The 15235-nt window shown below is 35.2% G+C and carries 14 protein-coding genes; 7 read left to right on the top strand and 7 right to left on the bottom strand.

Annotated elements, in window-relative coordinates; translation table 11 throughout:
* Window positions 1-11: 11 nt before the first annotated feature.
* Window positions 12-1193 carry an aspartate aminotransferase family protein gene (locus BLW93_RS03595; protein WP_076712745.1) on the top strand — a complete coding sequence of 394 codons (1182 nt, stop codon included), beginning with the start codon at window positions 12-14 and terminating at the stop codon, window positions 1191-1193.
* 24 nt (window positions 1194-1217) lie between these two features.
* On the opposite strand, the gene BLW93_RS03590 is transcribed toward BLW93_RS03595, so the two are convergent.
* Window positions 1218-1778: a hypothetical protein gene (locus BLW93_RS03590; protein WP_076712744.1), complete on the bottom strand. Its 561-nt coding sequence runs from the start codon at window positions 1776-1778 to the stop codon at window positions 1218-1220.
* Between the two features lie 120 nt (window positions 1779-1898).
* Between BLW93_RS03590 and BLW93_RS03585 the strand changes: the two genes are divergently transcribed.
* From BLW93_RS03585 to BLW93_RS03570, 4 genes are read left to right on the top strand one after another with little or no spacing between them, the layout of a single operon-like run.
* Complete coding sequence (locus tag BLW93_RS03585) at window positions 1899-2414, top strand: ferredoxin domain-containing protein (protein ID WP_076712743.1); 516 nt, start codon at window positions 1899-1901, stop codon at window positions 2412-2414.
* A gap of 2 nt (window positions 2415-2416) precedes the next feature.
* Complete coding sequence (locus BLW93_RS03580; RefSeq protein ID WP_076712742.1) at window positions 2417-3361, top strand: magnesium transporter CorA family protein; 945 nt, start codon at window positions 2417-2419, stop codon at window positions 3359-3361.
* Window positions 3362-3389: 28 nt separating this feature from the next.
* Window positions 3390-4628, top strand: a complete 1239-nt coding sequence (locus tag BLW93_RS03575; protein ID WP_076712741.1) for an MBL fold metallo-hydrolase — start codon at window positions 3390-3392, stop codon at window positions 4626-4628.
* Window positions 4625-6085: a hypothetical protein gene (locus tag BLW93_RS03570; RefSeq protein ID WP_076712740.1), complete on the top strand. Its 1461-nt coding sequence runs from the start codon at window positions 4625-4627 to the stop codon at window positions 6083-6085. The genes BLW93_RS03575 and BLW93_RS03570 overlap by 4 nt, the downstream gene beginning before the upstream one ends.
* Window positions 6086-6087: 2 nt before the next feature.
* Here the strand turns inward: BLW93_RS03570 and wbaP are convergent, their stop codons facing one another.
* From wbaP to BLW93_RS03540, 6 genes are all read right to left on the bottom strand, one after another.
* Window positions 6088-7464 carry an undecaprenyl-phosphate galactose phosphotransferase WbaP gene (gene wbaP, locus BLW93_RS03565; protein ID WP_076712739.1) on the bottom strand — a complete coding sequence of 459 codons (1377 nt, stop codon included), beginning with the start codon at window positions 7462-7464 and terminating at the stop codon, window positions 6088-6090.
* A 22-nt stretch (window positions 7465-7486) separates the two neighbouring features.
* Window positions 7487-8476, bottom strand: a complete 990-nt coding sequence (gene rfbB / locus BLW93_RS03560; protein ID WP_076712738.1) for a dTDP-glucose 4,6-dehydratase — start codon at window positions 8474-8476, stop codon at window positions 7487-7489.
* Window positions 8477-8497: 21 nt separating this feature from the next.
* The gene (gene rfbC, locus BLW93_RS03555; RefSeq protein ID WP_076712737.1) at window positions 8498-9049 is read right to left on the bottom strand and encodes a dTDP-4-dehydrorhamnose 3,5-epimerase; all 552 of its coding nucleotides are present in this window, start codon (window positions 9047-9049) and stop codon (window positions 8498-8500) included.
* Window positions 9039-10241, bottom strand: coding sequence for a hypothetical protein (locus tag BLW93_RS03550; protein ID WP_076712736.1), 1203 nt, complete (start codon window positions 10239-10241; stop codon window positions 9039-9041). Before BLW93_RS03550 ends, rfbC begins: the two co-directional genes overlap by 11 nt.
* 14 nt (window positions 10242-10255) lie before the next feature.
* Window positions 10256-11134, bottom strand: coding sequence for a glucose-1-phosphate thymidylyltransferase RfbA (rfbA, locus tag BLW93_RS03545; RefSeq protein ID WP_076712735.1), 879 nt, complete (start codon window positions 11132-11134; stop codon window positions 10256-10258).
* A gap of 110 nt (window positions 11135-11244) precedes the next feature.
* Window positions 11245-12444 (bottom strand): methionine adenosyltransferase, encoded by a 1200-nt coding sequence (locus tag BLW93_RS03540; RefSeq protein ID WP_076712734.1) that lies wholly within the window; start codon window positions 12442-12444, stop codon window positions 11245-11247.
* A gap of 102 nt (window positions 12445-12546) precedes the next feature.
* On the opposite strand from BLW93_RS03540, the gene glmS reads away from it, so the two are divergent.
* On the top strand, window positions 12547-14367 hold the full coding sequence (gene glmS / locus BLW93_RS03535) for a glutamine--fructose-6-phosphate transaminase (isomerizing) (RefSeq protein WP_076712733.1): 1821 nt from the start codon (window positions 12547-12549) through the stop codon (window positions 14365-14367).
* Between the two features lie 12 nt (window positions 14368-14379).
* Complete coding sequence (purU, locus tag BLW93_RS03530; protein ID WP_076712732.1) at window positions 14380-15234, top strand: formyltetrahydrofolate deformylase; 855 nt, start codon at window positions 14380-14382, stop codon at window positions 15232-15234.
* Window position 15235: the final 1 nt, after the last annotated feature.

The following is a 15235-nucleotide window of genomic DNA, read 5'->3' as shown; positions in this document are numbered from 1 at the left end:
CAGGAGGCGTCATGAACACAATAGAAATGACCGAGAAATATGTAATGAAAACCTACAATAGATATCCCATCTCATTTGTAAAAGGGCAGGGATGTTACCTTTACGACGAAAATGGCAGAGAGTATCTGGATATGCTAGCAGGAATTGCCGTATGCAACCTTGGACACTGCCATCCGGAAGTTTCCGAAACAATATGTAAGCAGGCCAGAGAACTTATCCATACATCAAACCTATTCCACATTAAGCCTCAGGCAGAGCTTGCAAAACTGATATGTGAAAACTCTTTCGGAGAAAAAGTATTTTTCTGCAATAGCGGAGCCGAAGCAAACGAAGGGGCAATAAAACTTGCAAGACGTTACGCTTTCGAAAAAGGCAAAAAAGGTTATGAAATCATTGCATTCAAAAATTCTTTCCACGGCAGAACATTTGCCAGCGTATCAGTAACAGGACAGGAAAAATATAACGAAGGTTTTGGCCCCATGCTATCGGATGTAAAATTTGCCGAATTTAACAACCTTGATTCAATGAAATCTCTTGTAAGCGAAAAAACCTGCGGAATTATTGTAGAACCGGTGCAGGGAGAAGGTGGAATAGTTCCTGCAACAAAAGAGTTTCTACAGGGACTACGAAAAATAGCCGATGAAATAGACGCAATTCTAATATTTGATGAAGTTCAAACAGGTATAGGAAGAACCGGTAAACTTTTTGCATACCAGCATTACAATGTTGAACCGGATGTAATGACACTTGCCAAAGCCCTCGGTAATGGTGTTCCGATAGGTGCCATTGTAACAAAAGGAAAAGCTGCCAATGTTTTAAAACCGGGACTTCACGCTTCAACGTTCGGCGGTAATTTCTTAGCAACAGCCGCCGGTAAAAAAGTAATAGAAATAGTATCTCAAAAGGCTTTTCTCGAAGAAGTAAATGATAAAGGAAACTACTTAAGAGAAAAACTTACAGTACTGCAAAATGAATTTCCTGAAGTAATAGAAAACATTAGAGGAAAAGGATTAATGATAGGTGCCGTGTGCAAAGTTACCTGTAGCGATATAGTTAAAAAAGCACTCGAAAAAGGATTAATAATAAACTGCACTGCAGGTAATGTTATCAGATTTGCTCCACCATTAATCATTGAAAAGACAGATATAGAAAAAGGGATAGAAATCCTCAGAAATGTTTTAAAAGAAATTTGATTGGGGAAATTCCCCAATCTCTTTTTAAGACAAAAACTCCTTTTTCTTTAAATTTTTATAAGCATCTAAAAATTCCTTAACTTTACCCATTGAAAATATGGATTGATAAAGAGAATACCCTGACAACAAATATCCCAGGAGCTGAACTTCCTCCACAGAAGAGAGCATAAATTCAGAACTTTTAATTCTGTATTCCATTTCTTCTGGAAAATCGCTAATTTCATCAACCTCTCTTATTACATCAAGAAACATAGTTTCAAAATCATCAATTTTAAACATCTCCTCTTTCTCTTTAGAAACTGTCTCAAAAGAAAAATCTTCAAAATCAAGCAAAAAAATAAAAATTGTTGTTCTTATAAATCTTTCTACCGGAACCTTTCCATTTTTAAAGTTAAAATCAAGCAATACCGCTTCTTTACAATCACACTCAAGAACCACAAGAGAACCATCTTTAAACGATAAAAAAAGTCTTTTCCCTTTCCTCTCATGAGTAAGACACAAATTAATCGTCATCTTCATCTGCGTTACAAGCTTTACAAGATCAAAAAACTCCTGATAGGAAGAAAATCTCCCTTTTAAAACCATCCAATCTCTCCAGCGGCGATTTAGCAAATATTATACTCTTTTTGTTTTAATATTAAAATCTCTACGGAAGAGCAAGAATAATGTATAATTACGCTTCAGAATATCCTGCGGAGGCTCCGTATGGAATTTATTTATAAAACTGCACTATCTGTGGCTGAAATGATGTGTTCTGCTGCAATCACTGCACCAAAAGGAAAAGGAATAAATCTCCTACACGTCGAAATATTTAAAGACCAAAGAAAAGATGAAGTAGCTGAATTTATGGCAACAATAGGAAGAGAAAAGAATATCTCTTTCTTTATAAGAGATGCAAAGAACGTTTACGAGTCAATATGTGTAGTATTTATAGGAACCATCGTAACTCCAAGAAAAGTTCCAAACTGTGGATTTTGCGGTGCAAAAAACTGCGAAGACGCACTTTCCAAAGGCATAAGCTGTGCCTTTGCAACAGGAGACCTAGGAATAGCTATAGGTTCTGCCATCTCCATAGCATCTTTACACCACATAGACAACAGAATCATGTTTTCATTTGGAAAAGCAGCAATAGAAGGAGGCTTCGTCCCCAACAATATAAAAATCGGATACGGTATTCCCTTATCAATAAGCGGAAAAAATATATTTTTTGATAGGAAATAATTATGGAAAAATGCTGGGCGGTATTCAAAACAAAAAACGGAATAAAAACAGAAACAATAAAAATTTCCGAACTACATATTGTAAAAGACAAAAAACCAATCTGGCTGCATTTTAGAAATCTTAACGAATCAATAGAAGATTTCCTGCTGGAGAACCTCAAGATAAATGAACTATCGTTGGAAGATGCTATACTTGAAGATAGACCAAAAGCAGAAACCTTTGAAAGCTATGTTTTTATACTCCTCATATATTTTGACGGAAGAATAAGCAGGAAAAGAAAATTCTCGATTTTCTGGACAAAAGATTTAATAATCACGGTAGGGAGTAGAAAACTTTTTGAAGAAACCAAAACAGAACTTTTTTTAGAAGAGCCAGAAACAATCACAACTGATAAAATATTCTGGCTCATATCCAGCAACATAGTGGATAAATGTAAAAAAGTGGCACTTAATCTGGAAAAACAGCTTGACGATATAGAAGTAAAAGTCTTTAGAGAACAAAATCCGGAGCTGCTTGAAGATATATCTGACCTAAGTTTTGAAATTATTTCGCTGAGAAGAACAGTAAAACAACTGAGAGATGTCTACCGCTCTTTCCTCTCTTCTCTAGCAGCTTTCGGATTCTCAAAAAGCATCCATTACTTAAGAGATCTGGTTGATGAGCTTGTCATATTGTATGACCACATAGATACACTTCATGAAATGTTACAGAACATATTCTCCGTGTTTTCATCCCTTGTTGAATTTAAACTCAATGACATCATGAAAACACTTACAATTATTATGACTGTCTTTGCCCCGATAACAATGATATCCGGCTATTACGGAATGAACATTGTTGACCTTCCGTTTGCCGATTCTCACGCAGGACTTTTAATAGTAACCGGCATGATGATACTGATGAGCATAGGCTTTATGCTATATTTCAAGAAAAAACAATGGATTTAAACCATCAGAAGGACTAAATTACCATACCATGGATATGATGATTCCCTTAGGCGGCGGAAATGAAATAGGAGCAAGTGCCTACCTTTACATGATAGGCGGTAAAAAAATACTTGTTGACTTCGGAATAAGGTTCAACCCGAAAGAATCTCATCCTGATCTTGAGTTCTTAAATGCCCTAGCTCCTGAGCTTGATGCCATAATAATAACACATGCTCACATAGACCACTGCGGCGCTTTTCACATAGTATCCGGTAAATATCCGGACACTCCTATATACACAACCTTCGAAACGGCAGAATTATTATCCGTAATGGTGGAAGACGCCATAAAAGTTAAATATATCGGAAGAGACGAAGAATCGACAACAGAATATAAACTCCTTGACGAAGCCTTTCTAAGAATAGAAAGAAAAAAATTTTTTTCCCGGATAAACATAGATAACATTGAAATTACCCTCTATCCAGCCGGACATATTCTTGGAGCAGCTTCTATCCTGATAAAGTGGAACGGAAAAACACTTTTCCACACAGGTGACATCTCTCTAAAAGATCAGATAACAGTAAAAGGAGCAGTTCTCCCTGAAGAAAAGGTTGATGTTTTAGTAATGGAAAGCACCTACTATTACACAAAGATAGAAAAAAGTCCTAAAGAAACGTTACCGGAAAGCATTAATCGGATAATTAAACGAGGTGGCAAAATACTAATTCCTGTATTCGCTCTCGGTAGAGCTCAAGAAATCATATCCATAATAAAAGAAGAGATGAAAAAGGGAAATATTCCGCCAGTCAACGTCTATGTTGATGGACTTGCAAGAGAAATATGCAACATATACGAACACAACATAGAAAAGGAGTTTTTTAACTTTTATATACAACCAGCTCCCAGATACGAAGGCCTATCTTTCGAAGAATCCTGCGAAGAAAACCTCAGAGAAGCAGACATTATCATTTCAACATCAGGAATGTTAATGGAAAACACTCCTTCTTACGCTTACGCAAAAATTATCGGTAAAAAGGCGAAAAATGGCATAATATTCAGCGGTTACCTGACAGAAGAAAGCTTCGGATTCAAACTGATCAATAATAGAAATCAGTTTAAACAATTTAAATGTGAAATATTAAAGCACCATCTTTCCGCTCATTCAAAAAGAGGAGACCTTGATAAAATTAAAGAACAATTAAATGCAGAAAAAACCGTTCTAATTCACGGCTATCCCGGCAAACATCGAAAAGAACACGCAGCCAACAGGGAGGTCATTTACCTTTGAAACTTTACATAGGTTATCCGGAATCCTGCACGGAAAACGAAAAATTTAAAATCAAAGATCTTTTCTTAAAAGAAGTAAACGTTTCTTACGACTCAATACCAATAGAAGTAAAAAAGAAACTTCTGAGTCTACTGGACTTTCTTAAAGAAAAGGACTACATATTTATCGATAATGTTCACTATGATGCTTCGGATATCTTAGAATTTGCCCTTTTCGGCATCAAAAACAGAAAAATCGAACACATAATTCTCCCAGGATACACTTATGGCAAACCTACATTTATCATAAGAGAAACACTAAAAACTATTTCAAACAATATAAAGAATAACATAAACATTTATTACGACTTTAATCTATTTTCAGAAGAAACTCTCGTAATAAATATAGGTTACAGGAAAACCTCAATATCCATTGGCGGTAAATTCTTATCTGTAATAGACATTGGAGAATTCAACTTTATAGATGTTTTTGGAAATTATCTATTCAACAGGTTCTTAAAAGATAAAGGAATGTCCAACGTCTATCTCAGAAAAACAGGAAAAAGAGGCAGATATCTTGATAGGTTCAGAGGAATAGGAGCAAGAATTTTACTTAAACGATGCAACAAAGTTATTCTAAAAGATGAAAACTACAATCGCACGGTAAATAAAGAAGAAATCAAACTTGGCCTTTCAATATTAACAGGCCAAACAAACTTCGGAGAATTCACTCTAAGCATAACAGATCTATCTTCTGCAATAGTTAATATTCTCTACAGTTACGAAGAGGTAGAAAGACAAAAACCTACCATTAAAAATATTGTAATAATAGGAAGAATTGCTCACCTTTACCAGGAACCGATAGAAAGAATTTTTGGGCTTCATACTGAAATAATAACACCTCAGGAACTCCTAAACAGATCAATTTCCAACTTTCGAAGCAGAATAATTTTCCAAAAGATCGAAACAAAATACAACACCGGGGATTATTCAGATATAGAAATGGAGATTGATGAAAAGGAAAATTTTAAAGATTACCTGTTTTCTCTCAGAAGATATTTCAGGGATAGAGATATCAAAGGTGTAAAAATCATAGAAAGATTAACAGAAACTAACCTCTCCAACTATGAAAAAGAAACTTTCATCAACGAACTGTTAACCATAGGAAGAATTACATCGTTTAAAGATACCAAAATGATTCCTTACATTGACTATATAATTTCTGCACTTTCAAAGATTAACATACCCGAACACTTACTTCCAGAAGTCGAAAACTACATTAAAAAAGTAGCTTTCCGATGGTCTTTACCATTAAAAACCCGAATGAACATAATCTATTTTTGCTATAAACACAAAGATGTCTTAAAAGACAGAGAATGGTTTAAAGTTCTTCTCCCATTAACAATAACATGGATAAGAGATAAAAAATTATCCGAGGGAGAAAGACAATTTATAAGAGCCGCCACGGGAATTAAATAAGATCAATAAGCACCTTCTCTCTTGAGAACAGCCTTTATTGTTTTAATAAGAATAATTATATCTAACCACAAAGACCAGTTTAAAACATACCACGTATCCAATCTTACACGTTTATCATAATCAGTATCACTTCTCCCACTTACCTGCCATAGACCAGTTATTCCCGGTTTCACAAGGTAGTAATATTGGGCAAATTCCTTATAGTACTTTTCTATCTCTTCCTTAATTACAGGCCTTGGACCAACAAAACTCATATCTCCTTTAAGAACATTAAAAATCTGAGGAAGCTCATCAAGAGATGTTTTTCTTAAAAATTTTCCTACTTTCGTGATTCTGGGATCATTTTTTAGTTTGAAATAGGTTTCCCATTCTTTTCTTATTTCTTCATTTTCTGTAAGCAATTTTTCCAATCTCTGCTGGGCATCTTTATACATAGTTCTAAACTTTATTACTCCTATTATCTTCCCATCTTTACCTATTCTATTGTGAACGAAAAACACTGGACCTTCAGAATCAAGCTTTATCAATATAGCAATAATGGCAATAATGGGTAGAAGAACAGGCAGTAGCAGAATGGAAAAAGTTAAGTCAAATAATCTTTTTAAAAATCTATTGGTAAAATATTTTAAATTGTTCTTTACGGACAATAGAAAGATTTCAGAAAAAAATAGAGGATAGAGCTCTGAGTTTAAAAAAGCCAGTCCCTTAATATCAGGAATAAAAAGAACATTTCTGGCAGATTTATGAATTTTAGCAAGAAACTTTTCAGTATCACCTTCAAAGCTGTCTGGAATGGCAACAATGAGTGTATCAGCTTCAAGTTCTGATAACTTCTTTTCGTACGAAAAGCTAAATGGAGGAATTTCTATCCCTCTGCTTATGTAATACCCCATAAAGTGATCTTTATCAAAAATCTCTTTAATTTTATTTATGAATTCTTTGTTACCAACAGCAATTGCTTCTTGCTTCCACAGGGAAAGTCTGTATAGTAAAGGTTTGAGAAATCTTCTACTAACAGCAAACATCGGAATAGAAATCATCCACAGAATAAGTACCGTTGTCCTGGAAACATGTTCACTTAACCTTCCAAGGGAAACTACAGAAAGTATTATTACCGTAGCAAAACTTACTGCTTTTACTATTCTTTTAACTTCCTCCCAGAAAGGCAATCTAGAAGTATAAAGGCCTTGAATCCAGAAAGAGAAGATATAGGCAACGGGAAACCACCATAAGGAAAGTAATTTCCTGAAAGTCATATAATAATGAGGAAGAATTTTATCTCCAAACCATAACCTTAAAAGATAAGCTAAAAACAAAGACACGTAAAAAATACATAAATCAGAAACCAACATAAGGAAAAACGACACATATTTACGCATCTTCAATCTCCAAACATTTTTTCTACGAATAAACCTTCTGCCAATAGAATTTTAAATAATCAAGCTTACGATTCACCCAATCTATATTTTCAATATACCATTTAACCGTTTTTTCTATACCTTCTTCGAATTTTACCTTTACCTTCCAACCAATTTCTCTTTCTATTTTTTCAGTATTCAAAGAATAGCGAAAATCATGCCCGGGTCTATCTTTCACAAAAGTTATCAAACCTTCAGGCTTGTTTAAAAGAGAAAGAATAGCCTTTACAACTTCTATATTTCTTCTCTCTTCTCCACTCCCAACATTATAAACTTCTCCGGGTTTTCCTTTCTCCAGTATGGAAAATACAGCATCTGCACAATCAGAAACGAAAAGCCATTCTCTTACATTCTGACCGGTCCCGTAAACAGGAATAGGCTCATTATTCAAGGCTTTTAGAATAACAACTGGTATAAGTTTTTCCGGATACTGCCAATAACCATAGTTATTTGAAGGACGAACAGTAACAACAGGCAATCCATATGTCCTAAAGTACGCCCTTCCAAGCATATCAGCAGAAGCCTTACTCACAGAGTATGGAGAATTTGGATTCAGAGGAGTTGTCTCAAAAAATTGACCTTCTTCTCCAAGTTCACCATACACTTCATCTGTAGCTATATTAATAAACAGTTCTACATCGTTATCTTTTGAAACATCAAGCAAAGTTTGTGTTCCCCTTACATTAGCCTCTATAAAAGGTGATGCATCCAGAATACTTCTATCAACATGACTCTCCGCCGCCCAGTGAATAACTGCTGTTGGCTTTTCCCTTTTAAATATATCTTCGAGAAATTCTCTATTATTAATATCACATTTGTAAAATGTAATTTTATCCTCAACTTCCTTTAATCTCTCAAGATCTCCGGCATAAGTAAGTTTATCAACAACAACCGTATCAATACCATACCTCACTGCTTGCCTGACAAATTCACTCCCTATAAAACCGGCTCCACCTGTTACAAGTAACTTCATAACTCCTCCTGCCACAGTTTTTTAAAGTAACTCAGCATCCTTCAGAAATGGTGCATTTTTATCCTTCTCTGAGAGAATAGGATTCCCCTGTATAGGCCATTTAATACCTATATCCGGATCATTCCATCTTATATTTCTATCATGTTCTGGAGAATATTCAGAACCAGAAACTTTATACACAATTTCTGCCTCTTCTGAAAGGGTCAAAAATCCGTGAGCAAACCCTTCTGGTATCCATAACATAAATTTGTTTTCTTCGGAAAGTTCAAAACCTATCCACTTTCCAAAAGTAGGGCTACCTTTCCTTATATCAACTGCCACATCAAAAATTTTTCCCCTTATACACCTAACCAGCTTCCCCTGCATCCTGGGTTTCGCCTGATAATGCAAGCCCCTCAAAACACCTTTTATCGATCTCGAATGATTATCCTGAACAAACTCAACATCTATACCCGCTTCAACAAAATCAGACTTTTTATAGATTTCCATAAAAAAGCCTCTATTATCTCCAAAAACTCTGGGCTTAACTAAAACAACTTCCGGTAACTCAGTTTTCAAAAATTCAAACGGCATGGATTTCCCCCACATGAAAGTTTTCATTATTAACCATTAAAGCGATAAATACATAAATAAGAAACACAGAAGACGAATACAAATATGGATTAAACCATCCTGCTACAATAAACAAGAAAAATATACTAACCGCTGTATAATCTTTTCTTGATATAAAAATTGCAAAAATAAATAAAACAACAGTTAAGAGGAAAAACATTCCTAATGTCCCAAACTTTACAAAAAAAGTAAGAATTTGCTCCTCGTAAGAAAAGCACATACTTCTAGATCGAACATATTCAAAACTAAACGCACCAATGCCATATCCAATCAGAGGTTTTTTTAAAAAAAGTTTCACAAGAGCAGGTGTCTGTTTAAATCTTATAGCATCAGAAGCTTTAACAGCTCCAGAGAAAAACCTAAGTTTTATAAAATCAACTATAAATTTTCTAAAAACAACAAAAAATGCCAGGAAAATTATACCAAAAATTTTCCAGTTTATTCCTGAAACTTTAAGCAAATAGATTAATCCAAGTGTAAAAACTAAAATAAGATACCTTGAAAATCCAAGCAAAACAATAAATATAGAAAAAAATAGCACAATAAAATCAATTTTATTCATGGAATATAGCTTGTTTCTAAGATACCACGCCAGTATCCATGGAAAAAAAGCAGGCAAAATATCTGCAGGGAAATTAATTCTATAAAGACCAAACAAAAATTTCATTGTAACAACTTTTGTGTTGAAATATTTTATAAAAAATTCTATCATCGAATCCACACCAGGATGTTTATAAACATATAACAAAGCTGCAAGTTTAACAAGAAAAACAACTGTAATGCTGATTTCCACCAAAGTAATAAAAAAACGCATCCCGAATACATTTGATAAAAGCAAATAGACCATAGAATATAAAACAAAAGTTATCAATATTAATTCACATTCTTTTAGAGAATAAACTCCGAATCTGAGGTAACCAATCAACAGATACACTAGCAAGAACCACAAAAATGCCAGCGAAAGTATGATAAAATTATTTGAAAAATAAACTTCCTTATTTGAAGAAATATATAGAAAAATACCAAAAATAGAAAAAGAAAAAAACAACTTAACAGGAATTGAAAATACATACCCCGAAGGAAGTCCTGCTACGAAAGATACAGATAATAAAAAAAGAACCTCTATCCATCTAAATTTATCTACAAAATTCACTTAAAACCTCAAAATCACGCTCTTTCTGCAAGTTCAATCAAATATTTACCGTAACCTGTCTTTCTAAGAGGCTTAGCAAGCTCAAGAAGCGTATCTTTATCTATCCAACCATTATTAAAAGCCACCTCTTCTATACATCCAACCATCAATCCTGTCTTCTTCTCTATAGTAGCCACAAATTCTCCAGCTTCAAGAAAACTATCATGTGTTCCTGCATCAAACCAGGCAAAACCCCGCCCTAAAAGCTTTACTTTCAATCTGCCATTTTTCAAATACTGTTCATTAACAGAAGTTATTTCCAGTTCTCCTCTATCAGAGGGTTTAACATTCTTCGCTATTTCAACAGCTCTATTATCGTAAAAATACATTCCTACAATAGCATAATTTGACTTAGGTTTCTGCGGTTTCTCTTCAATGGACTTAACATTCCCTTTTTCATCAAACTCCACTATTCCAAATCTCTCAGGATCTTTAACATAATACCCGAACACATAAGCTCCACCATTTATTTCTATCTCCCTTTTGGCATCTTTCATAATGTTAATTAGATCATGACCATAAAAAATGTTATCTCCCAACATATAACAAACATTATCATTACCTATAAAATCTTCCGCTAAAATAAGTCCCTCTGCCAATCCATTAGGTTTTTTCTGAATCTCATAACTAATATTCATACCAAGGTGAGAACCATCACCAAAAAGCTTTTTAAAAGAATCCATATCCTCTGGATTAACTATAAACATAACATCCTTTATTCCCAAAAGCATAACAAGAGACAGAGGATAATAAATCATCGGCTTGTTATATATAGGAAGAAAATGTTTATTAACAGAAATAGTTACAGGATAAAGTCTCGTGCCGCTTCCCCCCGCCAGAATAACCGCTTTCATAATTCCTCCTCGCGATAAAGTGAAATAAGACTTCAGATCTTAACTATTATACCAGGATAAATAAACAAAAAGGCCCGGAAAATCCGGGCCTTGAATTTTAAATTCAAAAATCAGTAAACAAGAATTTCACCGGCAACCAATTTCTTCCAGATATTTGAGATATCGGCAAGACATTCCTTTGCTATAGGTTCTATTTTATCCCTGTAAACATCTACTCTACCATCTTTAGTCCTAATCTTAACATCAAGTGCCAGTGGCTCTGTGATAGGTTTACCAATCTGGCTGACAATATAACAGTAAGCTTCTTCAATTTCTGGTATTTCTTTTACAACAGCCTCACATATCTGGTTGGCAGTAATGTTGTAAAGTTTTCCAACGTGAGTAATAGGGTTTTTCCCTGCCGCAGCTTCAAGACTCATAGGTCTGTAAGGTGTAATAAGTCCGTTTACCCTATTACCTCTTCCCACTTCACCGTCATCACCGGCTTCTGCAGATGTTCCTGTAACGGTTATATAAACATTTTCTCTCGCAACATCATCACCTGTATTTACGTGAATGACAACTTCTCTATTGGTATATTTTTTCGCTACCTCTTCAGCTATTTTCCTGACATTTTCCCTTTTCTCAACATAATCGTTAATATCTTTGATAAATCTATCTACAAAAGCACATGCTATAGTAATATCGATTGTATCTCCCTTACGAACACCCATTACTTTAATATCTTCTCCTATTTCCGGGTGTTTCTCTTTCATTTCCTTGCTGTTTAAAACTTTTTCAACATTGAAAGCAATGTTCTCCACCTCATCAAAAGGAGCAAAACCAACACCAAAAGATGTATCGTTTGCCAGAGGAACACCCGTTTCAAGCTGTCTCATGTAAATATCCACAAGATCAACAGAACCCGGCCTTACAAGACAGTGAATCCTAACATCTTTATCAGGATTTAGAGCATGTATATTTTCCTTAAGCCACTCCTTTGTGCCCTCTATGGCAAATTCTTCTACAGGAACCTTAACTCCTTTATACTCTTTTATAGCCCTACCAACAAGATAAATCTCAATAGGAGCAGTTATTTCTCCACCGCCGAAAGCCGGCGCCGCGCTTCCACCAAGAAGAAGACCTTTATCAACATTGTGATGAAGGACAAATCCGAATTTTTCTTTATAAAACTTACAAAGTTCTGCTGAAAGTTTCTCAGCGAGAGCATCACAAATAGTATCCGGGTGGCCTATACCCTTCCTTTCAACGATTTCTACGGCAAGCTCATTTGCCGGTTGAAAGTCAAGTGGAGTCACATTTAGGTTCATTTATTCTCCTCCTTAAAAAGGTAATAATTTGACAGAGTAATTATGGTATATTTTAACTCTAAAAGAAAGGGGAGGAAGGCAAATCACAATCGGAGGAAAATTGTGTGTGGAATTGTAGGATATATAGGAAAAGATAATGCTAAAAACATTGTCATAAACGGATTAAAACGATTGGAATATAGAGGATATGATTCTGCAGGAGTTGCTTTTATAGACTCCGGAGAACTCAAAATTTTCAAGAAAAGCGGAAAAATAAGAAATCTTGAATTTAAACTTAACAAAGACTTGTCTCTGCCTCACGTGGCTATAGGACACACAAGGTGGGCAACACATGGAGAACCAAATGATATCAATGCACACCCTCACACCGATTGCAGCGGAAAAATAGCCGTAGTTCACAACGGTATAATTGAAAATTTCACAGAACTTAAAAAATCTCTCGAAAACAGAGGTCATAAATTCAAGTCTCAAACCGACACAGAAGTTATAGCTCACCTTGTAGAGGAAGAAATCCAGAAGGGAAAAAATCTGCAAGAAGCGGTTCTATCTGCAGTAGCAAAACTTAAAGGCTCTTATGCTGCCGCTGTTATCTACGAAGGTGAACCCGATAAAATAGTATGTGTAAGGAAAGACAGCCCTTTAGTCATAGGAATAGGTGAAGGAGAGAATTTTATTGCCTCAGATGTACCTGCTTTTCTGTCTTATACCAACAAAGTGATTTTTCTTAACGACAATGAATGTGCCGTAGTAACTGCAGATAATGTTCAGATATTTGATTTAAACGGACACAAGGTTGAAAAGGAAATTAAAAAAATTCCCTGGTCAATAGCTCAAGCCGAAAAAGGCGGATATAAACACTTTATGTTAAAAGAAATCTACGAGCAACCTAAAGCCATTGCAGACACCATCTCAGGAAAACTGTCGATTTTTGAAAAAAAGAATGAAAAAATTTTGACAAATTTTGACAAAATCCAGATTGTAGCATGCGGAACATCTTTTCATGCAGGGCTTATAGGAAAGTTTTTCATAGAATCCATATCCCGAATACCCGTATCAGTGGATTACGCGTCTGAATACAGATATAGAAATCCAATAATAGATAAAAAAACACTAATAATTGCCATTTCTCAATCGGGAGAAACCGCCGATACGCTTGCTGCTGTTAGACTTGCCAGAAAGAAAAGTGCAAAGGTCGTTGCAATATGCAACGTAATAGGTTCAACCATAACAAGAGAGGCAGACTATACAATCTACACACACGCAGGACCGGAAATTAGCGTAGCATCTACAAAAGCTTTTACAACACAGCTGGCTGCTCTTTTTCTATTCGCCGTAGAAGTAGCAAAAGTCAGGAAAACCATCGACGAAGAAACTGAGAACAAACTATTAAACGAACTCTCAGAAATACCAAAAAAATTAAAAACTTTTCTTGACTCAGAAAACGAGAAGAAGCTGATAAGGAATATAGCCCTTGAGTTTTACAACTCACAGGATGCCCTCTATCTTGGAAGATTCGTAAACTATCCGATTGCTCTGGAAGGAGCACTGAAACTAAAAGAAATAAGTTATATACACGCAGAAGGTTACCCGGCCGGAGAGATGAAACACGGTCCCATAGCACTCATAGATGAAAAAATGCCTGTTGTTGTGATAGCTCCTAAAGATAGAGTCTACGAAAAAATAGTTTCAAACATCGAAGAAGTAAAAGCAAGAAAAGGAAAAGTCATAGCAGTAACAAATGCAAACTGTCCTGAAATCAAAAAACTTGCAGATTTCACCATAGAAATACCAACAACTGAAGAACTTTTATATCCCTTTCTTACGGTTGTGCCGCTTCAACTTTTTGCATATCATATAGCAGATTTTCTGGGATACGATGTGGACCAGCCGAGAAACCTTGCAAAAAGTGTTACTGTTGAATAAACTGGAGGACCAATGAAAGAAACTGCCACGCTTCTCATATCATGTCCTGACAGAAAAGGCATCTTAGCAGAAATAACGGGATTTATAGCCAGAAATGGTGGTAACATCATTCATGCCGATCAACATATCGATTTTCAAAAACATATTTTTTTCATGAGAATAGAGTGGGATCTTGAAAATTTTAAAATCCCAAAAGAAAAAATAGCGACTGCTTTTTCCTTTATAGCAGATAAATTTTCTATGAAATGGAATCTCAAGTTTAATACCGAAACACCAAACGTTGCCATATTTGTCTCAAAGTATGATCACTGTTTATACGACCTGCTTTACAGGTTTAAAACCGGAGAAATGAAGGGAAATCTAAAACTGGTAATAAGCAATCACCGTAACCTTGAAAATGGTGTAAAAATGTTTGGCGTGGATTTTTACCACTTCCCAAAGACAAAAGAGACCAAAAAAGAAGTCGAAGAGAAAGAGATAGAGCTACTTAAAAAAGAAAGCATTGACCTCATAATTCTTGCAAGATACATGCAGATACTCACGGACAACTTTGTCCGACAATTTCCAAATCGCATAATAAATATTCACCACTCATTCCTCCCGGCATTCGTGGGCGCTCGTCCATATCACAGAGCCTATGAAAGAGGAGTAAAAATAATCGGAGCAACCAGCCATTACGTAACAGAAGAACTTGACCAGGGCCCAATAATTGAACAGGATGTCGTTAGAGTCACCCACAGAGATACTGTTGAAGATATGATAAGAAAAGGAAGAGATCTTGAAAAAATCGTTCTTGCCAAAGCTGTAAGATGGCACCTTGAAAATAAAATACTTGTTTACGACAACAAAACGGTTATTTTTGATTAAG

This window comes from Desulfurobacterium indicum, assembly GCF_001968985.1.
GTDB classification, from domain to species: domain Bacteria; phylum Aquificota; class Aquificia; order Desulfurobacteriales; family Desulfurobacteriaceae; genus Desulfurobacterium_A; species Desulfurobacterium_A indicum.
This window is presented reverse-complemented; position numbering and strand designations above follow the sequence as displayed.